Source organism: Aurantivibrio infirmus (assembly GCF_054767315.1).
In genome coordinates this window covers 1-24,768 of record NZ_BAAFSK010000004.1, presented here as the reverse complement: position 1 = coordinate 24,768, position 24,768 = coordinate 1, and the positions used below count along the sequence as shown (strand labels likewise).

The 24,768-nt window shown below is 44.5% G+C and carries 19 protein-coding genes; 12 read left to right on the top strand and 7 right to left on the bottom strand.

What is annotated here, in order from left to right; translation table 11 throughout:
• Positions 1–18: 18 nt before the first annotated feature.
• Genes ACYUCY_RS09540 through ACYUCY_RS09530 form a run of 3 tightly spaced genes read right to left on the bottom strand, consistent with a single transcriptional unit; the run spans position 19 to position 3,557 of the window.
• Positions 19–1,152: an acyl-CoA dehydrogenase family protein gene (locus ACYUCY_RS09540; RefSeq protein ID WP_460226254.1), complete on the bottom strand. Its 1,134-nt coding sequence runs from the start codon at positions 1,150–1,152 to the stop codon at positions 19–21.
• A 30-nt stretch (positions 1,153–1,182) separates the two neighbouring features.
• Entirely contained in the window at positions 1,183–2,382 is a 1,200-nt protein-coding gene (locus ACYUCY_RS09535; protein ID WP_460226253.1) for an acyl-CoA dehydrogenase family protein, read from the bottom strand.
• 23 nt (positions 2,383–2,405) lie between these two features.
• Positions 2,406–3,557, bottom strand: a complete 1,152-nt coding sequence (locus ACYUCY_RS09530) for an acyl-CoA dehydrogenase family protein (protein ID WP_460226252.1) — start codon at positions 3,555–3,557, stop codon at positions 2,406–2,408.
• Positions 3,558–4,000: 443 nt separating this feature from the next.
• Between ACYUCY_RS09530 and ACYUCY_RS09525 the strand changes: the two genes are divergently transcribed.
• Both ACYUCY_RS09525 and ACYUCY_RS09520 read left to right on the top strand, forming a co-directional pair.
• Positions 4,001–5,911: an acyl-CoA synthetase gene (locus ACYUCY_RS09525; protein WP_460226251.1), complete on the top strand. Its 1,911-nt coding sequence runs from the start codon at positions 4,001–4,003 to the stop codon at positions 5,909–5,911.
• A gap of 86 nt (positions 5,912–5,997) precedes the next feature.
• A complete protein-coding gene (locus ACYUCY_RS09520; RefSeq protein WP_460226250.1) occupies positions 5,998–8,103 on the top strand; it encodes a 3-hydroxyacyl-CoA dehydrogenase NAD-binding domain-containing protein in 2,106 nt (701 codons plus the stop codon).
• A 130-nt stretch (positions 8,104–8,233) separates the two neighbouring features.
• On the opposite strand, the gene ACYUCY_RS09515 is transcribed toward ACYUCY_RS09520, so the two are convergent.
• The 3 genes from ACYUCY_RS09515 to ACYUCY_RS09505 all read right to left on the bottom strand — a co-directional run bounded on the left by ACYUCY_RS09515 (position 8,234) and on the right by ACYUCY_RS09505 (position 13,062).
• On the bottom strand, positions 8,234–10,711 hold the full coding sequence (locus tag ACYUCY_RS09515; RefSeq protein WP_460226249.1) for a 7TM diverse intracellular signaling domain-containing protein: 2,478 nt from the start codon (positions 10,709–10,711) through the stop codon (positions 8,234–8,236).
• Positions 10,712–10,946: 235 nt separating this feature from the next.
• Entirely contained in the window at positions 10,947–11,996 is a 1,050-nt protein-coding gene (locus ACYUCY_RS09510) for an alcohol dehydrogenase (RefSeq protein WP_460226248.1), read from the bottom strand.
• Between the two features lie 145 nt (positions 11,997–12,141).
• On the bottom strand, positions 12,142–13,062 hold the full coding sequence (locus ACYUCY_RS09505; RefSeq protein WP_460226247.1) for a LysR family transcriptional regulator: 921 nt from the start codon (positions 13,060–13,062) through the stop codon (positions 12,142–12,144).
• A gap of 271 nt (positions 13,063–13,333) precedes the next feature.
• Between ACYUCY_RS09505 and ACYUCY_RS09500 the strand changes: the two genes are divergently transcribed.
• The 9 genes from ACYUCY_RS09500 to ACYUCY_RS09460 all read left to right on the top strand — a co-directional run bounded on the left by ACYUCY_RS09500 (position 13,334) and on the right by ACYUCY_RS09460 (position 22,944).
• Positions 13,334–14,539, top strand: coding sequence for an acyl-CoA dehydrogenase family protein (locus tag ACYUCY_RS09500; protein ID WP_460226246.1), 1,206 nt, complete (start codon positions 13,334–13,336; stop codon positions 14,537–14,539).
• A gap of 131 nt (positions 14,540–14,670) precedes the next feature.
• Positions 14,671–15,354, top strand: a complete 684-nt coding sequence (locus tag ACYUCY_RS09495) for a histidine phosphatase family protein (RefSeq protein WP_460226245.1) — start codon at positions 14,671–14,673, stop codon at positions 15,352–15,354.
• A gap of 186 nt (positions 15,355–15,540) precedes the next feature.
• A complete protein-coding gene (locus tag ACYUCY_RS09490; protein WP_460226244.1) occupies positions 15,541–16,617 on the top strand; it encodes a phosphotransferase family protein in 1,077 nt (358 codons plus the stop codon).
• Between the two features lie 43 nt (positions 16,618–16,660).
• On the top strand, positions 16,661–17,431 hold the full coding sequence (locus ACYUCY_RS09485; RefSeq protein ID WP_460226243.1) for an SDR family oxidoreductase: 771 nt from the start codon (positions 16,661–16,663) through the stop codon (positions 17,429–17,431).
• A gap of 72 nt (positions 17,432–17,503) precedes the next feature.
• On the top strand, positions 17,504–19,297 hold the full coding sequence (locus tag ACYUCY_RS09480; RefSeq protein WP_460226242.1) for an acyl-CoA dehydrogenase: 1,794 nt from the start codon (positions 17,504–17,506) through the stop codon (positions 19,295–19,297).
• A 47-nt stretch (positions 19,298–19,344) separates the two neighbouring features.
• Positions 19,345–20,322, top strand: a complete 978-nt coding sequence (locus ACYUCY_RS09475) for an NADPH:quinone oxidoreductase family protein (RefSeq protein ID WP_460226241.1) — start codon at positions 19,345–19,347, stop codon at positions 20,320–20,322.
• A 22-nt stretch (positions 20,323–20,344) separates the two neighbouring features.
• Complete coding sequence (locus tag ACYUCY_RS09470) at positions 20,345–20,806, top strand: MaoC family dehydratase (RefSeq protein ID WP_460226240.1); 462 nt, start codon at positions 20,345–20,347, stop codon at positions 20,804–20,806.
• 75 nt (positions 20,807–20,881) lie between these two features.
• Positions 20,882–22,063, top strand: a complete 1,182-nt coding sequence (locus tag ACYUCY_RS09465; protein WP_460226239.1) for an acetyl-CoA C-acyltransferase — start codon at positions 20,882–20,884, stop codon at positions 22,061–22,063.
• A gap of 101 nt (positions 22,064–22,164) precedes the next feature.
• Complete coding sequence (locus tag ACYUCY_RS09460) at positions 22,165–22,944, top strand: SDR family oxidoreductase (protein ID WP_460226238.1); 780 nt, start codon at positions 22,165–22,167, stop codon at positions 22,942–22,944.
• Between the two features lie 96 nt (positions 22,945–23,040).
• Here the strand turns inward: ACYUCY_RS09460 and ACYUCY_RS09455 are convergent, their stop codons facing one another.
• Positions 23,041–23,529, bottom strand: coding sequence for an outer membrane beta-barrel protein (locus tag ACYUCY_RS09455; RefSeq protein ID WP_460226237.1), 489 nt, complete (start codon positions 23,527–23,529; stop codon positions 23,041–23,043).
• 213 nt (positions 23,530–23,742) lie between these two features.
• Here ACYUCY_RS09455 and pssA point away from each other — a divergent pair, with 213 nt between their 5' ends.
• Positions 23,743–24,618 carry a CDP-diacylglycerol--serine O-phosphatidyltransferase gene (gene pssA / locus ACYUCY_RS09450; protein ID WP_460226236.1) on the top strand — a complete coding sequence of 292 codons (876 nt, stop codon included), beginning with the start codon at positions 23,743–23,745 and terminating at the stop codon, positions 24,616–24,618.
• Positions 24,619–24,768: the final 150 nt, after the last annotated feature.

Sequence of the window (24,768 nt, the reverse complement as noted above, 5' to 3'; positions counted from 1 at the left end):
TTGCAATTATCATTTAATTTATAACTCAGAAAAACGCTGAGTGTGGAAATCCGTGCTGCCGAAAATAAATTGAATTGTTGTTAGGCGTTTAAAATAATGACCTACATCCAACTCATCGGTTACGCCGATACCGCCGTGAATTTGAATAGATTCTTGACCTACCAAACGCGCGGATTTTCCGACACGGCTTTTAGCTGCAGAAATTGCCTTCGGATCGGTTCCATTTGTAGATCCGTCACATTTCATCGCTGCCATTAACAAAGTTGACTTCGCCTGTTCGTGTTGAATGAACATGTCTGCCATGCGATGTTGAAGCGCTTGGAAGCTAGAAATCGGCACGCCAAATTGCTTGCGTGTCTTGGTGTACTCCACAGTTTTCTTGTAAGCGACTTCCATTGCACCAACTGCCTCGGCAGATACTGCAAGCGCCGCTAAGTCGATAGTCTTTTCTAGGGCCGCCAAGGCTTCACCTTCTTGTCCCAATAAATCACTGGCGGGAACCGATACCTTGTCAAAACGAATTTCCGCACCGTGTTGCCCGTCGACGGTTTCATAACTTGTACGACTTACGCCTTTCGCATTGGCATCGACTAAAAGTAAACTAATGCCCTTTGAATCTCGCTGATCACCGGAGGTACGAGCAACAACAACAAGCTTGTCGGCGTTATTACCGTTTAGTACAACGGCTTTATGGCCATTAAGCACATAATTATCGCCTTGTTTGGTTGCGGTTGTTGCAACATCCGCGAGGTTGTAACGGCTTTGTGGTTCATTAAAGGCCAATCCGAGTTGCAAGGTGCCTTCCATTATCGCGCCTAACAATTCTGTTTTTTGCTCGGTACTGCCAGTTTCAGCGATGATGCCGCCTGACATAATCACGGTGGCAAGAATAGGCTCAACGACGATGCCTTTACCTAACTCTTCCATTAACCCTATGATGTCCGTAGCCGTTCCGCCGAGGCCGCCATCTTCTTCTTTAAAAGGAACCATTAGCCAACCTAACTCGGCGAACAATTTCCAATTGTCTTTACTAAAACCACCTTCACTTTCAACAATTTTTCGGCGTGTATCAAAGTCGTAATCATTGTTGACAAATTTCGCGACGCTATCGCGTAACATTTGCTGTTCTTCACTATACGAAAAATCCATCATTTTTCTCCAAAAATCGAATGCTGTTGACGGTTATAAACCGAGGACGGCTTTACAAATTATATTTTTTTGAATTTCGTTACTGCCACCGTAAATAGACGCCTTACGATTATTGAAATAGTAAGGGGCAGAATTACACGCGCTATCTGGTCCAATCCATTCGCCATCGTAACCCAATACAAACTGATCTTTTACGAAAGGTAAGCAGTAATAGCCGGCAACTTCGACATTAAGTTCATCGATCATTTGATAAACTTCTGTACCAGCAATTTTTAGAATTGATGACTCTGGGCCAGGTGCTTTACCTGTGGTAACCGCGGAAAGGGTTCTCAATTCTGTGTACTCAAGTGCGGTCAGTTCAATTTCTAGTTCCGCAACTTTCAGTTTGAAAGCCGGATCGTCCATTAACGCTGGGCCGCCATTGCTAGTTTCTGCCGCTTTTTCTTTGAGTTTTTGCAAGCGAACTTTTGATGTTGCAACACGAGCAATATTCGTACGTTCATGAGTTAGCAATAATTTAGCGTAAGTCCAACCGCGACCTTCTTGTCCGATCAAATTTTCGGTAGGAACACGTACGTTGTCGAAATGAACTTCATTCACTTCACGATGACCCTCAAGAGTAATAATCGGGGATACCGTGATACCAGGATCGTTCATGTCAATTAGTAAAAAGCTAATCGCCGTTTGATTTTTTTCTTCAGGAGAACCAGTTCTTACCAAACAAAAAATCCAATCCGCGAAATGGCCCAATGTAGTCCAGGTTTTAGTGCCGTTGACAATGTATTCGTCACCATCACGAACGGCAGTGGTTTTTAATGACGCGAGATCCGATCCAGCATTGGGTTCAGAATATCCCTGACACCACCACACGTTACTCGCGAGAATGTCTGGTAAGAAACGTTGCTTTTGTTCTTCGGTTCCGTAGGTATAAATAACCGGCGCAACCATTTTCATACCGAAGGCCATTACATCAATAGCGCTAGCCTTCGCACATTCGTTTGCCCAAATATATTTCTGCGCCGCACTCCATCCAGTACCGCCATATTCGACCGGCCAGTTAACCGCTGCCCAGCCTTTTTCATAAAGAATTTTTTGCCATTCGACCCAATCTTCTTTCTCAAGGTGCAGGCCTTTGCGGGCTTTCTCTTGAATATGTTTTGGGTACTTTTCTTCTAAAAATTGGCGCGCTTCTTCTTGAAAGGCCAACTCTTCATCGGAAAAATCTACGTTCATAATGCCAACTCCTGATGGGTGCTTTAACTAGCGTCCCGAATCATATTTCGGGCGATAACGATTTGTTGAATTTGCGATGTGCCTTCGTATAAACGAAATAGTCTTACATCACGGTAAAAGCGTTCCACGGCATACTCCGACATATAGCCAGCGCCGCCGTGAATTTGCACAGCGCGATCGGCAACTTTACCCACCATTTCTGTAGCAAATAATTTACAGCACGATGCTTCCGTACTGATTTGATGGCCTTCATCGCGCTTGCGGGCGGCCTCTAATACCATGCAGCGTGCCGCATAAGCTTCAGCTTTTGAATCGGCTAACATGGCTTGAATCAATTGATGCTCGGCGATCGGTTTGCCAAATTGTTTTCTTTCCATTGCAAATTTTAGAGCGTCTTCGATAAGGCGTTCTGCAGCGCCAACACTGACACCGGAAATATGGAGTCGTCCGCGATCAAGTACTTTCATTGCGGTGATAAAACCTTCACCTTCTTTGCCGCCGATAATTGTGTCCGCGGGTACTCTGCAATCTTCAAAAATCACATCGCAGGTTGTTGAGCCAGCTTGGCCCATTTTTTTATCGATTGGACCCAAAGTAATACCGGGAAGGTCAGCATCAACCAAAAATGCCGAAACGCCACGAGCACCTTTGATTGCTGGGTTAGTTCTTGCCATAACAGTAAACGTTCCAGCGCGGGAGGCGTTGGTGATATAACGTTTGGTGCCATTGAGGATGTAGTGATCGCCATCGCGGACAGCGGTGGTTTTAACTGCAGCAGAGTCGGAGCCAACATCAGGCTCTGTCAAACAAAATGATCCGATTGACTCGCCGCTGGCATAAAGCGGTAAATATTTTTGTTTTTGCTCTTCAGTACCGTCAAACACAATAGCCGCTGATCCAATGCCATTGTTGGTGCCCATGAGCGAGCGGAAGGCTGGAGACGTGCGGCCGAGTTCGAAGGCAACTAAGACTTCCTCTTCCATCGTGAGTCCCATACCGCCGTATTCTTCTGGAATGGTGAGTCCAAAAAAACCGAGATCTTTCATTTCCTGAACAATTTCATCAGGAATCTTCGCATCTTCAGCGACTTGTGCTTCCAAAGGAACTAGCTTCTCTTTTACAAAACGAGAAACCATGTCCAGGATTTGGTTTAGAAATTCCTGGTCTCGAATCATGCAGTTGTCCTCAATACATATCAAAAAAATCGGCGCAGTATTCTAACGCGTTATACAAAAAAATGCTTGTTGACTTAGTGACTGGTGGTTTTTAAATACTTGTATTCACAACGCTTATTCCCGGCATTTTGCGCCCTGCACTTTCAGGTGGCATTTTGTAGTGCTGAGGGTGAATAAGAGCCGCTGGCAAACTCTCATCTAATTTGCGATATAAACAGCGTTAATATATAGGCCGGATAGCTGGATTCGCTCTAGTGGAATGCTATATCATACCGCTCCTCTATTTGATGGCTGGGAAAATGGCGTAGTTGAAAAAGCGACAGAGCCTCGGAAGCAATTGTATATTTGATTTTTTCGTTCTTAATCGCTAGTCATTAATTACTGCCGAGAATTTGATGCTCAAAATAATAAAATAATTAAAAACAAATAAAGAGAGATGTAATTTGAAAAACGCCTTTGTTCCGAATTCCGAAGCACCACTTCTCAATGGTTTGGCTGATGTCGAAGCTTATGAAAAGGAAGCGAGTGAAATTGAACGTTTTCCTATTCAGTCGAGCTATGCCTTATTTGAAAATGCTGCAGAACTTTATGGCGATGATCTCGCTTTGCAGTTTTTGTTAACGGCAGAAGAAAATGAAAAGCCAGTTGATGTTTCATATAGGCAATTGCTCGAAACGATAACGAAAACTGCAAATGCGCTGACAAGCCTGGGTGTTACAAGTACCGACAGCGTCACAGTGATGCTAACGAATTTACTGCACAGTCATTATGCAATATGGGGCAGCCAAGCAGCGGGGATCTCCAGTCCAATAAACCCATTATTAGAATCAGAACACGTGATTCAAATTATCAAAACAACTAAGTCGAAAACCCTAGTGACCATGGCACCCTTGCTGGCGAGTGGTGACCACTGGGAGAAAGTAAAGCAAATCGCTAGTGCAGTACCGAATCTCGAAACAATATTATTAGTGGCTATTGATGGTTATACCAAGCCATTCGATTGCGAGGAAGTAGGAGCACTTAAATCAGATTCATTAGCAATTTATGATTTTGATGAATTTATCGCGACGCAAGCGGGTGATAAGTTGAATAATAAGCGCCAGTTTAAAGGCGAAGATACCGCTTCTTATTTTCATACTGGTGGTACTACTGGTAGACCCAAGATTGCTCAAGTCACCCATTGGAATATTGCTTTTGTAGGGCAAATATTGGCGCACTTAACTAAGTATCGTGGCCGATTTGCGACGATGGTTTCCTTGCCGTTATTTCATATTTATGGATTAATTTCTGCTGGCATCGCCACTACTTTTGCTGGCCGCACCATCGTTATGATGACGCCAGATGGCTCTCGCAATCCCAATGTGCTTAGAAATTGGTGGCATCACATTGCGCGTTTTAAAGTGGAAGCCTTTGGTTCTGTGCCGACAATTTTAACCGCATTGATGCAAGTACCCGCTGGTGACAATGACGTTAGCTGTTTACACGATGTGGGTTCAGGTGCCGCTCCTTTACCAAAACAACTTCGCAAAGATTTTGAGAAAAATTTTGGTGTAAGGGTGACTAATGGCTATGGAATGACAGAAACCACCTGCATCATGACTCGTCAAAGAGCGGAAGCTCCTGCGCCGGAGGGTAGCGTTGGTACTCGTTTTCCTTATGCAGAAATTCGGACCGTTGAGTTAGACGGCAATCGAGTGATTAGAGACTGCAAGGCGAACGAGTCGGGCGTTTTGATCGTCCGTGCGCCGTATATTTTTAAAGGTTATTTAGACCCAGAAGACAATGCGAAAGCTTGGGTTGATGGCGATTGGTTTAATACCGGTGATGTTGCCTTTATTGATGAAGGTGGTTTTGTCACCTTAACCGGTCGAGCTAAGGATTTGATTATTCGTGGTGGACATAATATAGACCCCATCATTATTGAAGAGCCACTTTCAAAACATCCAGCCGTTGCTCAAGTTGTTGCGATAGGTCAGCCGGATGCTTATGCCGGGGAAATTCCGATTGCGTATGTTCAACTGAAACCTGGTCAAAAAGACGGTATAACGGCTGAAGAACTATTAGCTTATTGCGCAGAAACAATTTCTGAGAGAGCGGCAATCCCTAAGCGAATTGAAATCATTGATGCGATGCCCACGACTGCAGTCGGTAAGTTTTTCAAGCCTGAGCTACGTAATCAAGCGACATTATTTGTGTTAAATGCTGCAATGCAAGAGCATCAAATAAACGGAGACATCGATGTATATTTTGAGCAGAAGCGTGGTCATGTCGCGAGAGTTAAATTGCAAAAAGCGGATCAGCTTGATGAAGCTCGCTCAATTCTAGAAAAGTTTCCGGTAACTATCGAATTCTAAGAGTGCCGACCTTATCAATTAATCAAATGTTAGAACTATTTATAAATTTTCAACCTTAACTTTTTACTAACCAAACGGGTTTTATTATGTCTGTTACAACTTACGAATTAAACGGTGATGTTGGTGTCATCAAGATTAACAATCCTCCAGTGAATGCGCTTTCGCAGGCGCTGCGTCAGGGGATTCAAGAATCCTTGGCAATAGCACAAAATGATTCATCCAAAGTCGTCGTTATTATTTGTGAAGGCCGCACATTTATAGCGGGTGCGGATATTACCGAATTTGGTAAGCCACCTAAGGAGCCATCTCTTCCAGCGGTGTTAGATAGTATTGAGGATTCTAAAAAGCCGGTCATCGCGGCGATTCACGGTACGGCACTGGGCGGTGGTTTAGAGACTGCTTTGGCGTGTCACTACCGTTGTGCAATTGCGAGTGCGAAAGTTGGTTTGCCAGAAGTGAAGTTAGGCATTCTTCCTGGGGGCGGTGGTACTCAGCGCGCGCCACGTTTGATGGGCGTTGAAGCAGCGACTGATTTGATTACTAGCGGTAATCCAATTTCTGCGAAGAAAGCCGCTGCGGCGGGTTTGGTCGATAAAGTTGTTGATGGCGATGACTTGTTGGCAGGTGCACTTGCCTATGCGAAAGAACTGATCGCGAGTAATGCACCGTTAAAACGTGTTCGCGATATTAAAATTGATCCCGCTTCTGTTCCTGAAGGTTACTTTGAAAAAACTCGCGCAAAACTAGCTGCCCGTGCTCGCGGACAAATAGCCCAAGACCGAATTATTACTTGTATTGAAGCGGCTGTTAATTTGCCGATGGACGAAGGTTTAAAGAAAGAGCGGGAATTATTTTCTGAGTTAGTAAGTTCTCCGCAATCTGCGGCAATGCGTCACGCATTTTTCGCAGAGAGAGAAGCTGCGAAAGTAAAAGACTTGCCAAAAGACACGCCAATACGTGATGTGAAAAAAGTCGCGATAATCGGTGGCGGCACAATGGGTGGCGGTATCGCCATGAACTTCATGAATGTCGGTATCCCCGTTACGATGTTGGAAATTAATGATGAAGCGTTACAGCGTGGTATTGGCATCATCGAAAAAAATTATGCTATCACCGCTAGCAAGGGCAAATTAACGGAAGACCAAGTTAAGCAATGTCTATCGCTGCTAAGTGGCACGACTAATTACGATGACCTCGGCGATGTTGATCTGGTCATCGAAGCGGTTTTCGAAAATCTCGAAGTGAAAAAACAAGTTTTTGCTAAATTAGATTCGGTATGTAAACCAGGTTGTATATTAGCGTCCAATACCTCCTATCAAAATATCGACGAGATTGCTAATTCGACTAAGCGTCCGGAAGATGTTGTTGGTATGCATTTCTTTAGTCCAGCAAATGTAATGAAGTTGTTAGAAAACGTGCGCGGTGCGAAAACAGCACCTGACGTCGTCGCAACTGTAATGAAGCTTGGTAAAACCATTGGCAAAGTGCCGGCGTTGGCACGAGTTTGTTATGGATTTATTGGCAACCGTATGTTGCGAAACTACGGACGCGAAGCGCATTTGTGTTACATGGAAGGTGCAACGCCGAAGCAGGTTGATTCCGTGATGGAGAATTTCGGTATGGCGATGGGGCCAGTGGCGATGAGCGACTTGGCTGGTTTGGATATTGGGTATAAGGCGAGAGAAAGTTTGCCAGAAGCTGAGCGTGCTCACCCTAAATACTCTGCCGTTTCCGACGTGCTGGTTGAAGCGGGTCGTTTAGGTCAGAAATCTGGTGCAGGTTTTTATAAGTACGATCCGAAAACCCGTGCGAGATTAGAAGATCCAGAAGTGCTTAAAATTATCGAAGAGCAATCTGCGAAATACGGTTTTGAACGTCGAGAAGTATCCGATGAAGAAATTATCGAGCGCTGTGTTTACGGTTTAGTAAACGAAGGTGCATTGATTTTAGAAGAGGGCATTGCGCAACGGCCAAGTGATATCGATATCGTTTACTTGTACGGCTATGCTTTTCCTGTCGCGAAAGGCGGCCCGATGTTTTATGCCGATCAAGTGGGTCTGGATAAAGTGTATAAGCGAATTTGTGAATTCAATGAGCGTACTCAAGATGGTACTTGGGAACCGGCACCACTGTTGAAGCAGCTAGCTGAATCGGGTAAAAGCTTCGCTGATTGGGCGAAAGAAAACGCCTAGTATCAATAGATAGTATCAATGCTTAGAAATTAGTACTTAGAGATATACCGAAAACGCCATCAGAACTGATGGCGTTTTTTTTGGTTTAAATTTATTAGACCGCCAGCGCATATTGTTGAACTGGTGGTATTTAATCAGGTGTGTAACTCGAAACAACTATCTTTAATTCGTTTACATCAATTGGTTTGCTAAGAAACTCATTCATCCCGCTCGCAATTGCTTTGTCACGGTACTCCCGCGGTAAGTGTGCGGAAATGGCGACGATGGGTGTGGCGGGTCTGCGTTGGCTTCTTTCGTACTCGCGAATTTTCCTAGTGCATTGGTATCCATCCATCTGTGGCATTTCGCAATCCATTAAAATTAAGTCGAAATTCCCTTTGTGTTTCTTGTAGTGTTCATAAGCTTCGACGCCATTTGTGGTGATGGTTGCAGCTGCATTGAGTTTTTTCAGTAAACCTTGAATAACTATTCGATTAACTTCGTTGTCATCGGCGACCAAAATATTAATCTTGGTATGTCCGCTAGGTTTTGTTTCGGCGTCGATTTCTGTTGTAGTTAGTTCTAAATTTGCGCTGTCTTGGTTGATATTGGCTAACGCAATAGTGTTCTTGAATTGCTTAGTTTTGATGGTTGGCGGGGAGTATTCCTTAGGTTCAACTAATGGGACGGTAAACCAAAATGTCGCGCCCACGGTATCGTTGTTTTTTACCCCGATCGCTCCGTCGAGCAGTTCTATCAGGTTTTTTGAGATGCTTAACCCCAGCCCGGTTCCGCCATATTTTCTTGTTGTGGTCTCATCTGCTTGGCGGAAGGGGTCAAAAAGATTTGCATCTTGGCCAATCGGCACACCAATACCGCTGTCAATAACGTCTATTTTCAAAAATTTTTGCTGCGAAGAATTATCGTTACCAGTGTCTAGTGTATTGGATGTCGCGTCGATAGATAGTTTAACGGTGATCGAACCTTGCTCGGTAAATTTAACCGCGTTGCTCAATAAGTTGATGAGTACTTGTTTGAGGCGCGTTGGGTCTGAAATGATCTCGGTGGGAGTATTTTCTTCGATGTCGATATTAATTTTTAAATGTTTTTTGTTTGCAGCGGGTGTAATTATTAATATGCATTCACGTATTAGATCGGTCATATTGAATTGAATTTTTTCGACGACAAGCTGGTTCGCTTCAATTTTTGAATGATCGAGTATGTCATTGATGATTCTCAATAAGGTTTTTCCGGAGGCAATGATTACATCGACGTGTTTTCTTTGTGGCGATGTTAGCTTGCTATCTTTTAGTAATTCCGCAAGACCTATAATTCCATTCATCGGGGTTCTAATTTCATGGCTGATGGTAGCGAAAAATTGACTTCGCGCATTTGCTCTCGCCATGGATTCAATTGATGCCTTTCTGGTTTCTGCACTAATCGTTTTTTCTCGGTTGGTGCGCGCAGCTAATGCGAAAGATAAAATTATCATTTCCAACATTACGCTAACTTGGAGTGCTGAGTGGGTCCAGAGATTGTTTGGAAGCAATGCGTTACTTTCTAAGGCATAAGTGAGCGCCCCAGGAACGAGCGTGAGCCAGCTTGCTGCAAAAAATTTTGCACTGGGAATTTTATTCGCCAAAGCGATGATGCCAAAAATACAGGTCAATAACGAGGTGAATATAAATACTGCGATTGCAATTTTGAATCCGGTCTCGTATGGGAAAACGAATGCAACAAGGCCTAGAATTGAAAATAAAGCGACGTTGGCGGTATTGCAAATTCGAGTAAGAATTATGGATATAGAATCGAGTTCAATAAGCCTCCGAATAAATTGAATGGCGAATATTGTAGTAAGCAAAATAAAAATGGGTATCGATATACGGTTCCACGAGATTGCATTTGGCCACAAATACTGGAAGGTCCATCCATCTCTTGTAGCGAGCAAAAGGCAGAGTGGAAGCAGATAAAGTACATAATAAATATGGAGTTGATCTTTGAGCGTAATTCCAGTTAATAAATTATTGATCGCCATAAAAAGTAGCGAGCCGTAAATGAGGCCGTGGATAAGCGTTAAGGCAATACTGAAATTCCAAAAGCTATGCTTATTCCATAAGAGTACGGGAATTGTTAGCGAGCTAGTTGATTTAACGCGAATAATAATTTTATAGGTTTCGCTTGTTAGTTCGCTTAAAGAAATAACAAAATTCCGATTTATGACAGGCCTTTGCGCATAAGGAAGATTGTCACCAAGCAGGTAATGAGAGACGATGCGCGTATCGTCAAGTATCCAAATTTCTAGCTCGTCGAGTAAGGGGTGACCCACTTCTAAATTTTTGCCGGAGGGCGAATCTATTTTGGTGTTAATCGATAGCCACCATGTCGATTGGCTAAACCCCCGGCTAAAATTTTCTTGAGTGTTTATTGACCAGTTTTGAGTGTTGGTTTGCCCACTGAGAATCTGCTCAATGTTTAACTCTCCATCAGGGTCTTCAAAGTAAAGGAGCTCTTGGCCAAGATTGATTGGCTTTTCATTATTTTGCTCGGGCACTTGCTCGGGTGCTCGCTGCGCCAGCGAAGACGCAGAAAAAATGAGCAGAAAAAGGGAGAGAAGTTTGGCGCGATACATATTTTTCTTGTTTTACGGTAGATCTCTTCAGTATAGACAGGCTTTTGATAATAGGTCGAAGTGAAAACAGAAAATCCTTGTTGATGATTTTTGCTTTACACAGAGAAGGCGGTGGAGGGAAACGCTAGTCGAGCAGGGGGGGGCTGGAAGACGCGGTTGTATCGAAAAAAGCCCTGGGGTTTCCAAGGCTTCTTATCGACTAAAACCGCTAGTTGTGTAAGCGGAAAAGCAATGTTTAAGGTGTTAAGACGACACGCCCTAAAATCTCTCCTTTCCGCATGCTATCTAATACTTGATTCGCTTCGGAAAGGGGCCTCGCTGTTGTGGTGATGGGTTTTAATTTCCCAGATTGCGCTAGAGCAATAACATCTTTTGCATCTTGAAGGCTACCAACGTAGCTACCTTCAATACACAGGGCTTTCCAAGCCATTGCTGGGATAGGAATATTTAGTGCGCCGCCAAGCAAGCCGACGATCACGATTTTGCCACCCTGTCGCATGATGTTTGCTGCCGGATTGACGGTCTTTTCTGAACCTACAAAATCGACGATGCCAGCGAGTCCGCCATCGGTTTCTTTTCTAATGCGTTTGAAGATGCCTTCTTCTTTGAGGTTGTAAGCTTGTTTAACCCCAAGGCTACGCGCGAACTCGAGTTTCTCTTCATCGATATCCGCAACGACGGGTAATTCGTCATAAAGGGCCAATGCGGTTTGCAAGGCCATCATGCCGACACCACCAAGACCGATAATCATATAAGGCCCAGCGGGCATTACGCTTTCAAGCTTACGAACAGCGCTGTAAGCGGTGATCCCGGAACACATGTAACACGCTGCAAGTCCGCCATCTATGCCCTTAAAATCGATTAAGTATTTTGGGTCGGGAACGATCACATGATCCGCATAACCTCCGGCTACAGAAGTCCCAATACCACGGGGACGCAAACACAAATGCTCACGGCCATCCGCACATAGGTTACATTGGCCACAGCCAATCCAGGGGTAAACTGCGTATTCTTGACCAAGTTCCACACCTTTCGCCTCTGGTCCCATAGCGACGACCTTGCCTTGAACTTCGTGGCCAAGAACGAAGGGAAGATTATCTAAGGCACGCACAGGCATTTGTTGCCCGCCGCCGAGGTCAAAAAAACCTTCATGGATGTGTAGGTCCGAATGACAGACGCCGCAATGCTGCATTTCAATAAGAACTTCTGAGCCCTGCGGTTCGGGAGTGGCGGTTTCGATTTCTTCGAGCGGCTGCCCTATTTTGGTGATTGCTTGGCTTTTCATTAATGACCTCAAAAAAATTATTCACGCTGAGAAGAGCGATAAAAAAGAGCACAGCATGTTACGGCAGCAAGCTTAAATGTCAATTGATGACTATGCAGACTCGGTTTTGTGTGCCGTTATTCAGTCGACTTATAATGGCACGCTTTTATTCTGAAGTTGTTGTTCGCTCGGCGGCGAGCGCTTGTGATAACTCCAAAATTAGATTTTTTACCCACTGAATACTGGGGTCAGATTCTCGACTACGGTGCCAATAAATATGGCTGCCTTGCGGCTCAAGTGCGAAAGGTATCGGAAGGGCAACGGTGCCAGGTATGTTAGAGAAATAATCGGATACTGTTGCGCAGAGATCTGTCTGTGTCACTAAGTTCGGGATCATCAAGTAGTGCTGAGTTCTTAACACGATTCGACGTTTTACGTTGATATTCTCAAGCGCGTAATCCACGTAGCCGGGGCCACTTTTACGGCTAGAAATATGGATGTGGGGTAGATCCAGATATTTTTCTAGCGTGAGTTCTTCTTTTGTTATCGGGTGGTCTTCTCTCACTACACAAACCCATCCGCTGTTCATTAATGGTTCGTGATTCAGGTGTTCGTTGGTTAAAACAGGAGCATCAAGCACCAGGTCAAGTCGCCCGGCTGCTAGCGATTTTAGTGCTTCTCTGCGATTGAGTTGCACCACTTGTAAAGTCATATTCGGCGCTTGGGTTTCTAGAGCCTTGTACAGCTTTGGGAGTAAGATACTTTCAGAAAAGTCATTCATGCTTAACCGAATGGCCTTATGTTCTTTCGCGGGCACAAAATGATAGCTTTTATCGACGCTGGTTCGAATTAAGGCCAATGCTTCTCTGACTTGACCAATAATGCTCTCGGTGGTCGGCGTGGGCACCATTCTGCGACCAGATCGTATAAATAGTGGGTCATCGAAAACAGTACGCAGACGCGATAAGGCCGCACTGACAGCAGGTTGGGTTACATAAAGGCGCTTGGCAGCAGCGCTGAGACTAGATTCGGTATATATGGAATCCAGTACCACGAATAGGTTGAGGTCGACTTTATTGAGGTCCATAAGCGTAATTTCGTTTGTGTTGTTAGGGCATTAGTCTGTGGGGTGTATCTAGATTGATTCGATTACACAGCACTCGATTGATCAATTCACCACCACTGTGATCTAGAAATGGCATCTTACTATAATTCAGGATTATGTATCAACATTGATTTTAATCAATTCAATTTATTGTCTGATGGGGATATTATGTTCGAAATCGCTTGAATCGCATTTTAGCGGTTATTCTTCAGGCAGCTTTCATTCAGCATTTGATCATTTAGGTAGCAAGTTTATGGACTTCGATCACAATCAAAAAACTAAAGATTTAATTCAGCGCGTCTCAGATTTTATGGACGAGCATGTCTTCCCTAATGAAGAGACTTATGAAGAACAGCACGCAGCGGCGGCGGATCGATGGCAACCAGTTCAGCTTTTGGAAGACTTAAAGGTTAAAGCCAAGGCAGCAGGATTGTGGAATTTATTTTTGCCGGAAACAGACTTAGGTGCCGGCTTGAGTAACCTAGAATATGCGCCACTGTCTGAGTTAATGGGCCGAGTTCATTGGGCTTCAGAGGTGTTCAACTGTAGCGCGCCGGATACTGGCAATATGGAGGTACTGTCTCGTTACGGTACTCCTGAGCAGCAAGAAAAGTATTTAAAACCGCTATTGGCAGGTGAGATTCGCTCAGCTTTTTTGATGACAGAGCCCGCTGTTGCCTCTTCTGATGCGACGAATATGGAAGCGAAAGCTGAATTAGATGGTGATGAGTGGGTGCTGAATGGCCGAAAATGGTTTTCCTCCGGTGCCGGCGATCCGCGTTGTAAAGTGGCCATTTATATGTGCCTTACCAATCCCGAAAATGCCCGTCATCAACAGCATTCGCAGATTCTTGTGCCTTTAGATGCTCCTGGGGTCACCATTGAAAGACAGCTTAGCGTGTTTGGTTACGATCATGCTCCCCATGGACATTCGCAGATCCTACTTGAAAACGTTCGGGTTCCTAAAGATTACGTATTACTTGGGGCTGGGCGCGGTTTTGAAATTTCTCAAGCGAGGCTTGGGCCGGGTAGGATTCACCACTGCATGCGCTCGATCGGTATGGCTGAGAGAGCACTTAAAATGATGTGTGAGCGGAGCATGCAGCGAGTGGCATTCGGTAAGCAACTCCATCAACTGGGTGGAAATGTCGATATTATCGCGAATTGTCGAATGGAAATTGATCAGGCGCGTTTATTGGTTTATCGCGCAGCCTATATGATGGATACTGTCGGCAACAAAAAAGCGGCTAGTGAAATCGCGCAAATAAAAGTTGTTGTACCAACCATGGCTTGTAATGTTGTGGATAGAGCAATCCAAATGTTTGGTGGTGAGGGTGTTACCGGAGATACACCGCTTGCGGCGATGTGGGCAGGCTTGCGAACGCTGCGGTTGGCTGATGGCCCAGATGAGGTTCATCGTCGTACGGTTTATCGACAAGAGATTGGTAAGTATCGATAGTTTTTAAAAGTGCATTATTTTTAGTAGGTTTTGTAAATAATCATAGCTTGCAAAAGTCCGGGCACAAGTAATTGTCTCCGGCTTTTTTTATCGTTAAAGAGAAATTATTTTTTTAAAAGTTGTAATGAAATATGAGTGAAATTTTTTTAGTTCGTCACGGGCAAGCGTCCTTCGACTCTGATAACTATGATCAGTTAAGTTCTACTGGTCACGAGCAAGCCGCCATTTTGTCGCAGTATTGGCAGGGTATTGGTGTCAATTTCGATGCGGTTTATTCCGGCAGCTTACAGCGTCAGCGGGAAACCGCCGAAGGTCTTGCCAATTGTGTACACGCGGAAAGCGAAATATTAGAAGGTTTGAACGAGTACAGTTCTGCAGAAATTCTTAACTGTTACCGTGAAGAATTTGCGGCGCAAGATGGCTTCGACCTCAACGGTAATATGAGGGAGAGAAAATATTTCCAGCGTTTTTTGGAAAGTGCTTGTCTACGTTGGGTGCGAAACGAACTTTCGAGTAGTGACATTGAACCATTCGCTCACTTTCAAGAAAGAGTTGTTGATGCGCTTAATCAAATTATTGGTGCCAATAAAAAAGGGCGTCAAGTTGTGGTGGCGACCTCTGGTGGTGTAATTGCTTTGGCCGTGCAGAGTGTCTTGAATATTCCCGATGAGCAAGCGATCAATCTCAATTGGATGGTGTTTAACACCTCAATTACGCGGATTCCTTTTAGTGGCTCACGTAAGTCCTTATCGGTTTTTAATGCGATTCCGCATCTAGAGCGACAAGGTTTTACTGACAAAATTACCTATCGCTAAGTACAAGTCCTGATCTTGACGCTTTGGGCAATCTCTCGGATGGTGTAAACTTGCGGCCCGCTTTTAACGGGACCGGTGAATTCCGTGCCGTAGCCTTAATAGTGCGTTTCCAGGTATGCGTTCTAACTCGGCGATAAGCTAAGCGACTTTTAATTTCAATTTGTTGATCATGGTGGAACCTGAATAGTGGAAGAAAAACTCCTCGATAAAGCAACGGACATCCGTGAGGGTGAAGAGCTCGACCCTATAGTCCTGAAAGATTACATAACAGCTACGGTTCCCGGTTTGAGCGGTGACATCGCGATAAAGCAGTTTCCTTCCGGATTTTCTAATCTCACTTACTTAATCACTCTGGGCGAGAATCAATGGGTGCTGCGGCGGCCACCCTTCGGCACTAAGGCAAAAAGCGCGCACGATATGGGCCGTGAATACAGAGTACTGAGTGCAATTCATAGTGCGTATCCCTACGCCCCTGAGCCACTGCTTTTTTGTCAAGATGAGTCAGTGTTAGGTTGCGAGTTTTATATGATGAAGTACCTAGAAGGTTGCATCATTCGTTCACAATACCCACCAGAATTACAGCTCACACCGGATCAAGTTCGCCAACAATTTTATAATTGGCTCGACGGGCTATCGGAATTACATAAGGTTGATTACAAGGCGGTAGGGTTAGCGGAGCTGGGTAGACCGGAAGGTTATGTGCGCCGTCAAGTTGATGGTTGGTCAAAGCGCTATACCGCGGCAATGACACCAGACGGTATTCCAACCTTCGAAAAAACCATGCAATGGCTGCAAGATAAAATGCCGCCGGAAAGTAAAAAGGTCGGCATTATTCATAATGATTACAAAATGGATAATGTGATTTGGTCTTTAGACGATCCGCTTAAGTTAATCGGCGTGCTTGATTGGGAAATGACAACACTCGGTGATCCGCTAATGGATTTGGGTTGTACTCTAGGCTACTGGGCCGAGCCGAATGACCCCGAGCATTTTAAAAAGTTTTTAACTATGCCTACGACAAGTCCAGGTGCGCCAACCCGCGCGGAACTCGTAGCTCGTTTTAGTAAAAACCTTGATATTTCAGTTGATCATTTTGACTATTACTTTTGTTTTGGTTTGTTCCGCTTGGCGGGAATCGGCCAACAAATTTTTTATCGTTATTATCATGGCCAAACGAAAGATAAACGCTTCGCAAGATTGCGCGATAAAGTCGAAAGCTTGCATTTGATGTGTGAAAAAGTCATTGAAGAATCCGATTTGTAGAAGCTTGAATTAAACGTCATTGAAAAGAAAAAATGGGGAAGTTATGCCGAACAAAGAATTATTTGATCTGAGTGGAAAAATTGCCTTGGTCACCGGCGCTAGTCGCGGTATCGGTGAGGCGATTGCAACAACGCTGGCAGATTATGGTGCTGAAGTGATTGTTACGAGTAGAAAGATTGACGGTTGCCAGGTCGTTGCAGATAAGATCAATGCGGATGGTGGTAAAGCGCACGCGATGGCTTGTCATATTGGTGATGTGGCACAAATTTCTGCGACGATTGCTGCGATTAAAGAGAAGTTTGGCAGACTCGATATTCTCGTTAATAACGCGGCAACCAATCCTTATTTTGGCCATGTTTTAGATACTGATTTAGGTGCTTTCGAAAAAACCGTTGATGTAAATATCCGCGGTTATTTTTTTATGTCGGTCGAAGCCGGGAAATTAATGAAAGAGCAGGGTGGTGGTGTAATTTTAAATACCGCATCAATCAATGGTGTGAAACCAGGTCTTGCACAAGGGATTTACTCTATTACTAAAGCTGCAGTTATTAATATGACGCAGACTTTTGCGAAAGAATGCGGGCCTATGGGAATTCGTTGTAACGCATTATTGCCCGGTTTGACAGATACAAAATTTGCGTCGGCCTTGACTAGCAATGAGCAGATGTTAGAGAAGGTGAATAGTTCTTTGCCGCTGCGGCGTGCAGCTCAACCGAGTGAAATGGCAGGCGCGGCTTTATATCTGGTGTCTGATGCATCATCCTACACAACCGGCGCTTCTATCGTTTGTGATGGTGGTAGTTTGATTTCTTAGTTTGACCTTTTAATTTAGCCTTTTACGTCGGGCTTTTCATTTTGGTGCGAAAATTTTTAAGCGGAATAGTTTATGTCTACAGTAATTAATCGTCGTGATCTTAGTTTTTTACTTTATGAATTTTTAAATGTTGAAGAGCTATGTGAGCGAGAAATTTACTCTGATCATGATCGTACTAGTTTTGATGCAGTACTGGATTTAGCTCAGCAAATAGCGGAAGAAAAGTTCGCGCCGATCGCGGCCAAGCTTGATGAAAATGAACCGCATTTCGATGGCGAAACTGTTCATATTATTCCCGAAGTAAAAGAGGCCCATGAAGCCTATATTGAAGCAGGTTTTATGTCGGCTTCCAGTCCCTATGAAGAAGGTGGCATGCAATTGCCGCTGACCATAACCCAAGCGGCCCGTGCAATTTTTTGCTCGGCAAATATTCCCGCTTTGGGTTATTTGGGTTTAACTAATTCTGCGGCAAATATGCTCAATGTTTGGGGCAGTGATGAGCTCAAAGAAAAATTTCTGCCGCCCATGCGCGCCGGCCGTTTTTACGGAACCATGTGTTTGTCTGAACCTCATGCGGGTTCGAACTTGGCGGACATTCGCACACGGGCAGAACCCCAAGGCGACGGTACTTATCATTTAAGCGGTACCAAAATGTGGATCTCTGGGGGTGAGCATGATCTTTCAGAAAATATCATTCACATGGTGCTAGCAAAAATTCCCGGCGGCCCCGATGGTGTTAAAGGTATATCGTTATTTGTCGTACCTAAGTTCAAAGTTGATGACGAAGGAAAGGTTGGCGAGCGTAACGGCGTAGTACTAGCCGGCCTAAATCACAAAATGGGCTACCGCGGCACCACAAATACCTTATTAAATTTTGGCGAAGATAAACCTTGTGTTGGTTACTTGATGGGTTCTGAGCATGAAGGTTTAAAATGCATGTTTCATATGATGAACGAAGCGCGCATCGGTGTGGGGATGGGTGCAGTTATGCTGGGGTATGCGGGTTACTTGCATTCATTGGCTTATGCAAAAGATCGCCCGCAAGGTCGCTTACCGGATTGTAAAGATCCCAGCACTCCCCAAGTCAATATCATCGAGCATGCCGATGTGAAGCGCATGTTGTTGCAACAAAAAGCCTATGTTGAAGGCGGTTTTGCCCTGACTTTATTCTGCGGCAAGTTAGTTGATGATATGCGCACTGGTGATCCAGAGAAAAAAGAAGATCTTGCTATTTTTATGGATTTGTTAACGCCGATCGTAAAAGCTTGGCCTTCCGATTTTTGCTTAAAAGCAAATGAGTTGGCGATTCAGGTTTTAGGCGGCGCTGGTTATACCCGCGATTATCCGGTTGAGCGTTTGTATCGAGACAACCGCTTAAATCCGATTCACGAAGGAACGAACGGCATTCAAGGAATGGATTTGTTGGCGCGAAAAGTTCGTATGAAAAACGGTTATGCCTATGGCTTGCTGATGAAATATATCGCCGAAACTACAGCGGAAGCTAAAAATATTGCTGAATTAAAAGAATATTCAACCGCCTTGGATTTCGCTTGTGCGGAATTAACTTCAACAACGGAAGCCTTAAAAGAAGTGGCGGTAGATAAAATTCGTTTGGCAACCGCCAATGCGACGATTTATCTCGAAGCCTTTGGTCATATCGTTGTGTCTTGGTTGTGGTTGAAGCAGGCTATTGCTGCACAAAAGGGTATTGCTTCTGCTGTCGGTGAAGATAAAGATTTTTATACGGGTAAGCTCGCAGCTTGTCGTTATTTTTTCCGTTATGAGCTGCCTTCAATCCATACCGATTTTGCTTTGTTAAAGCAGTTGGATGACACGTGTTTAGAAATGCCAAATTCCAGTTTTTAAATTTCAGTTCTAAAAGTATTCAGAATTAATTTATAAAAGGTGAGCGAATGAGAGCAGTACTGTGTAAAACATTGGGGCCACCAGAGTCCTTAGTTGTCGAAGATATACCATCACCAGAGGTTAAAGCTGGACAAGTGTTGGTAAAGGTCGGTGCTTGTGGGGTTAATTTTCCTGATACATTGATCATTCAGGGTAAGTACCAAACAAAACCGGATTTGCCTTTTAGTCCAGGCGGAGAGATTGCGGGTGAAGTGATTGAGATTGCTGATGATGTCACCACGGTTAAAAAAGGTGATCGTGTTATCGCTTTGTGTGGTCACGGCGGATTTGCTGAAGAAATTGCCATTGATGCTTCGCGCATTGTACAGATCCCAAAAGAAATGGATTTTGTTACCGCGTCAGGATTTTTGTTAACGTATGGAACGTCTTATCACGCATTAAAACAGCGCGCGAATATTCAACCCGGTGAAACATTGTTGGTGTTGGGTGCGGCCGGTGGTGTTGGTTTGGCGGCGGTCGAGCTTGGCAAGGCGATGGGTGCAAGAGTTATTGCTGCTGCTAGCACGCCAGAAAAATTAGCACTGGCGAAAGAGCACGGTGCGGATGAGTTAATTGATTACACAAAAGAAGATCTAAAAGAGCGCGCAAAAGAATTGACTGGCGGTAAAGGCGTTGATGTAGTTTACGATCCGGTCGGCGCAGATTTATTTGAGCCCGCTGTGCGAGCAACAGGCTGGAATGGCCGCGTGTTGGTGGTCGGTTTTGCTGGCGGCTATATTCCTAAATTGCCAATCAATTTAACCTTGGTTAAAGGCTTGTCTGTTGTCGGCGTATTCTGGGGAACCTTTACTCGGATGCAGCCAGAAGATTCCGCGCAAAACAATAAAGAGTTATTGGAAATGTTTGTAAGCGGAAAAGTAAAACCCCATGTATCGCAAACTTTCCCACTAGAAAAAACTGCTGAGGCCTTAAACACTCTGCAAAACAGAAAGGCGCAGGGCAAAGTTGTTATCACGACCAATTAAATGACAATACAGAGGTAATGTTATGCCAGTTGTAGCAAAGGAAGAGTTAACAAGTTATATCGACAAAGAAGTCGGCGTGTCAGATTGGTTTGAAATCACGCAAGAGCGTGTCAATCAATTCGCAGAAGTCACAGAAGATCGACAATTTATTCACGTCGACCCAGAGCGAGCCAAAGATACAGTTTTTGGCGGCCCGGTAGCCCACGGTTTTTTAACTTTGTCTCTGCTGTCATATTTTGGTGGCCAAGGCGCAGGTTTGGGTGTTGAGGGGACGACAGTTCGCATCAACTATGGTTTAAATAAATTGCGGTTCTTAAACCCCGTAAGAGTCGGTAAAAAAATTCGTGCACGCTATAAGTTTCTTGGTTTCGAAGAAAAGAAGCCCGGTAATTTGTTGTTGCGCCATGAAGTCACAGTCGAGATCGAGGGTGTTGAGAAACCAGCATTGATCACAGAAAGTTTAGGAATGGCCATTGTTGGATAGCTCATCGCTGTGTAAATATTTTTTTATAAATTTTTCATTTTTATTTTTTAGATTTAAATTAACGAGGATCAAGTTATGAAAGAAGCAGTCATCGTATCAACTGCAAGAACCCCAATCGGTAAAGCGTATCGCGGTGCCTTCAATAATACTGAGTCAGCAATTCTAGGTGGTCACGCTGTACGCGAAGCTGTAAGAAAAGCTGGTATTGATCCTGCAGAAGTTGAAGAGTTGGTGTTTGGCGCCGCGCTTCAGCAAGGTTGTCAGGGTGGTAACTTCGCACGACGTGTTGCATTAGTTGGTGGTTGCCCAGTAACCACAGCAGCGCAAAGTATGGACCGTCAGTGTTCATCAGGTTTGATGGCGATTGCGACAGCGGCTAAGCAAGTTATTGTTGATGGAATGGAAGTAGTAATTGGCGGCGGTTTAGATTCAATTTCTTTGGTTCAGAATGACAAAATGAATTCTTATCGAATTCAAGATCCAATGATTAAAGAAATTAAGCCCGACGTATTCATGCCCATGATTGATACTGCCGAAACGGTAGCGAAGCGATACAACGTTAGCCGCGATGCGCAAGATGAATATTCATTAGAAAGTCAGCGTCGTACCGCAGCAGCTCAAGAAGCTGGCAAGTTTGATGATGAAATTGCACCGATCACGACAACCCAAGCCATTGTTGATAAAGAAACAAAAGAAGTGTCTTACAAAGAAGTGACGCTTTCTAAAGATGAAGGTAATCGTCCATCAACAACTTTAGAAGGTTTGCAAGGATTGAACCCCGTTCGCGATGGCGGCGTAATCACTGCAGGTAATGCAAGTCAGTTATCCGATGGTGCGTCAGCGTCGGTGATTATGGATGCGAAGCTTGCTGAAAAACGTAACATCGAGCCATTAGGTATTTATCGTGGAATGGCGGTTGCAGGTACTGAGCCTGATGAAATGGGAATTGGCCCGGTTTTCGCTGTGCCCAAATTGCTAAAGCGCAACGGTTTAACTATGGATGATATTGGCTTGTGGGAGCTCAATGAAGCGTTTGCTGTGCAAGTGCTTTACTGTCGCGATACTTTAGGTATTCCACAAGAGCGATTGAACGTTAATGGTGGTGCAATTTCTGTTGGTCATCCTTACGGCATGAGCGGCGCACGCATGGTTGGACACGCATTAATTGAAGGCAAGCGTCGTGGTGTTAAATACGTTGTTATCACTATGTGTGTTGGCGGTGGTATGGGTGCTGCGGGTTTGTTTGAAGTCGCGTAGTTTAATTTATATTTAAAAAGTTAGAACGAGTAACGGCAAGTGTTGGATTCGCATCTCACTTGCCGTTTTTATTTCAACCTTAAAGTTACGAGTTTTTCATTATGAAAATTCAAGGTAAAACTGTTGTAGTTACTGGTGGTGCAAGTGGAATTGGTCGAGGCTTAGTAAGACGTTTTAAAGAAGAGGGCGCGGCCAATATAGTAATTGCGGACATAAATTCTGATGAGTTGAATGAGTTTGCAGATGAGGTTGGTGCGACGCCTTATGTATGCGATGTGAGTGATGAGGAGCAAGTTAAAAACCTGGTTCGAATGACGGAAGAAATATTTGGTCATATCGATTTGTTTTGTGGTAACGCGGGAATTCTTTCTAAAGGTGGCGTTGAAGCTTCGAACGAAACCTGGGAAAAAACCTGGGCGGTTAATGTCATGGCTCATGTTTATGCGACACGCCATGCTTTGCCTAAAATGATTGAGCGCGGTGAAGGTTATTTTCTTATTACGGCATCTGCTGCTGGACTGTTGTCGCAAGTCGGTTCGGCGACTTATTCAGTGACGAAACATGCCGCACTTGCTTTGGCAGAATGGGTTTTGATTACTCATGGCGCGCAAGGTATTAAAGTTTCTGCGTTATGTCCGCAAGCGGTTGAGTCAAAAATGACAGCGGGCAGTGACGGCGGTGTTGCGGGACAAGACGGCATGTTAAAGCCTGAGGCAGTTGCTGATACGGTTATCGCTGGGCTCGATGAAGAAAAATTTATGATTCTTCCGCATCCGGAAGTTGAAAAGTATTTTAGAAATAAAGCTACTGATTACCAGCGTTGGATTCGTGGCATGCAAAAACTTCAAGAGCAGTTCGGCAATTTTAAAATGAATGATTAATAGCGCTTGTCTGGTTTTCTATCAGGCGCATATTGCTTCAAGAATAAAAAACCAGCTAGGTGCTTAGCCGGTTTTTTTGTTGGTGGGTTTTGAAATTTAGAAGCCAAGTGGTAATCGATAAGCAATGCCAAATGTGGTTGCGTCAACTTCATCTAAATCTAAACGATGGAATTCTAAAGCAAACTTACCAACCGGTGTCGCTAAAGCCAGTCCTGCACCGAAAAACAAATCTCTGCCGTCATCGTCATCAGAACCAATATCGCGATCCCAATGGTGGGCGCCCCCGCGGCAATACCATTCCAGTCCGCCACCTAAGTCTGCGCCCACTTTGACGGCGGCATAGATCGTTTTTGCAGAAATGCGTACGCCGCGATCTCTGCCGCTACCAAGATCCCATAAGCCAGTTTCCAGGCTGATATGGTCCGATAATTGGATCCCAACACCGATACGAAAATACTTATCATCAACTTCCCTTGACCCGTAATCCAGTTCGACATCGCCGCCACTGAGTTCTCCATATATCTCATCAGCGCCCACATTGACCGAGAGTAAGGTTAGCAAGGTAAAAAGCAGTGGTTTGTTCATAAATTTTGGTCTCCAATGATCGTTGTTTATATGGTAGAGAATGTCGGTCTTTTAAGTCCACTCACTAGATCACGCATCCTCATTTTAAATGTTGTTTTTGGTTATCGCCTTGCGCTTGTTTAGGCAGAGAGTAAACTGGCCGGCAATTATTATTACTATGTGCCATCGAAGATTGGTGTGGTTGTTGAGAGGCGCATTTATAAAGGTGGTTTTATGGCAGGCGATTCAATGGACCCTCATCAGAACAATGAAAGAAAAAGCTCAGTCAGCTCTTTGGATGAAAAAAGAGATGAAGGTTTGGGTGAGTTTGAGCTACCCATCGATGAGCATGTTGAAGAGGTGTCTGAAAACGGCAAAAAGGTTCGTCGTCGAGGTGTTTATTTGTTGCCAAACCTCATAACAACGGGCGCATTATTTAGTGGGTTCTACGCGATTATCGCGGGAATGAATGGAGACTTTTACAGTGCAGCGGCGGCTATTGTTGTTGCTGGTATTTTTGATGCTCTAGATGGCAGGATTGCGCGCTTAACCAATACCAGCAGTGCCTTCGGTGTTGAGTACGATAGCCTCTCCGATATGGTTTCTTTTGGTTTGGCACCTGCGTTAGTCATGTTCAACTGGTCGTTGAGCTCGCTGGGGAAGATGGGGTGGGCGATCGCGTTCGCGTATTCAGCATGTGCCGCATTAAGGTTGGCGCGATTTAATACTCAAGTGTCCACTGTTGATAAGAGTTATTTTGTGGGGCTATCTAGTCCTCCGGCTGCAGGCTTGTTGGCAGGTATTGTTTGGGTTGGTCACGATGCGGAAGTTGGGATGGCTTTAACCGTTGTGGCGGCGCTCGTGACTGCACTTGCTGCTATGTTAATGGTGTCTAATATTAAATACTTCAGTTTTAAGAGTATCGACTTTAAGGGCCGCGTGCCTTTCGTAGCCATTCCAATCATAGTGTTAATGTTCGCGCTGTTCGCTACTGGTCCTGGCTTTGTCTTGCTTTGCATGGCGGTTACCTACGGCCTTTCCGGGCCTAGTATTTGGTTGTGGAAGCGTCTTAAGCGGGGCGAGAATAAGGGCGCTTCTTCTGAAACCTAGGCGGACTTCATTTCCGCTTGGCCAAGTAATTTGCGGATGCATTTTGGTCTGACTAAGGTCTTGTTCTAATAAGTTTTTCTCTACTTCTGGCTGCTCGCTGAGTATTTTTATTTTTAGTTTTAATTAAGCTGTCATATTCTTCAAAATCCT

Excerpts from the sequence above, each read along its gene's own strand:
- ACYUCY_RS09535 (WP_460226253.1), bottom strand. The coding sequence starts at position 2,382 with ATGAACGTAGATTTTTCCGATGAAGAGTTGGCCTTTCAAGAAGAAGCG.
- ACYUCY_RS09470 (WP_460226240.1), top strand. The coding sequence starts at position 20,345 with ATGCCAGTTGTAGCAAAGGAAGAGTTAACAAGTTATATCGACAAAGAA.
- ACYUCY_RS09475 (WP_460226241.1), top strand. The coding sequence starts at position 19,345 with ATGAGAGCAGTACTGTGTAAAACATTGGGGCCACCAGAGTCCTTAGTT.
- ACYUCY_RS09480 (WP_460226242.1), top strand. The coding sequence starts at position 17,504 with ATGTCTACAGTAATTAATCGTCGTGATCTTAGTTTTTTACTTTATGAA.
- ACYUCY_RS09455 (WP_460226237.1), bottom strand. The coding sequence starts at position 23,529 with ATGAACAAACCACTGCTTTTTACCTTGCTAACCTTACTCTCGGTCAAT.
- ACYUCY_RS09540 (WP_460226254.1), bottom strand. The coding sequence starts at position 1,152 with ATGATGGATTTTTCGTATAGTGAAGAACAGCAAATGTTACGCGATAGC.
- ACYUCY_RS09495 (WP_460226245.1), top strand. The coding sequence starts at position 14,671 with ATGAGTGAAATTTTTTTAGTTCGTCACGGGCAAGCGTCCTTCGACTCT.
- ACYUCY_RS09520 (WP_460226250.1), top strand. The coding sequence starts at position 5,998 with ATGTCTGTTACAACTTACGAATTAAACGGTGATGTTGGTGTCATCAAG.
- ACYUCY_RS09465 (WP_460226239.1), top strand. The coding sequence starts at position 20,882 with ATGAAAGAAGCAGTCATCGTATCAACTGCAAGAACCCCAATCGGTAAA.
- ACYUCY_RS09500 (WP_460226246.1), top strand. The coding sequence starts at position 13,334 with ATGGACTTCGATCACAATCAAAAAACTAAAGATTTAATTCAGCGCGTC.
- ACYUCY_RS09505 (WP_460226247.1), bottom strand. The coding sequence starts at position 13,062 with ATGGACCTCAATAAAGTCGACCTCAACCTATTCGTGGTACTGGATTCC.
- ACYUCY_RS09460 (WP_460226238.1), top strand. The coding sequence starts at position 22,165 with ATGAAAATTCAAGGTAAAACTGTTGTAGTTACTGGTGGTGCAAGTGGA.
- ACYUCY_RS09510 (WP_460226248.1), bottom strand. The coding sequence starts at position 11,996 with ATGAAAAGCCAAGCAATCACCAAAATAGGGCAGCCGCTCGAAGAAATC.
- ACYUCY_RS09530 (WP_460226252.1), bottom strand. The coding sequence starts at position 3,557 with ATGATTCGAGACCAGGAATTTCTAAACCAAATCCTGGACATGGTTTCT.
- ACYUCY_RS09485 (WP_460226243.1), top strand. The coding sequence starts at position 16,661 with ATGCCGAACAAAGAATTATTTGATCTGAGTGGAAAAATTGCCTTGGTC.
- ACYUCY_RS09515 (WP_460226249.1), bottom strand. The coding sequence starts at position 10,711 with ATGTATCGCGCCAAACTTCTCTCCCTTTTTCTGCTCATTTTTTCTGCG.
- pssA (WP_460226236.1), top strand. The coding sequence starts at position 23,743 with ATGGCAGGCGATTCAATGGACCCTCATCAGAACAATGAAAGAAAAAGC.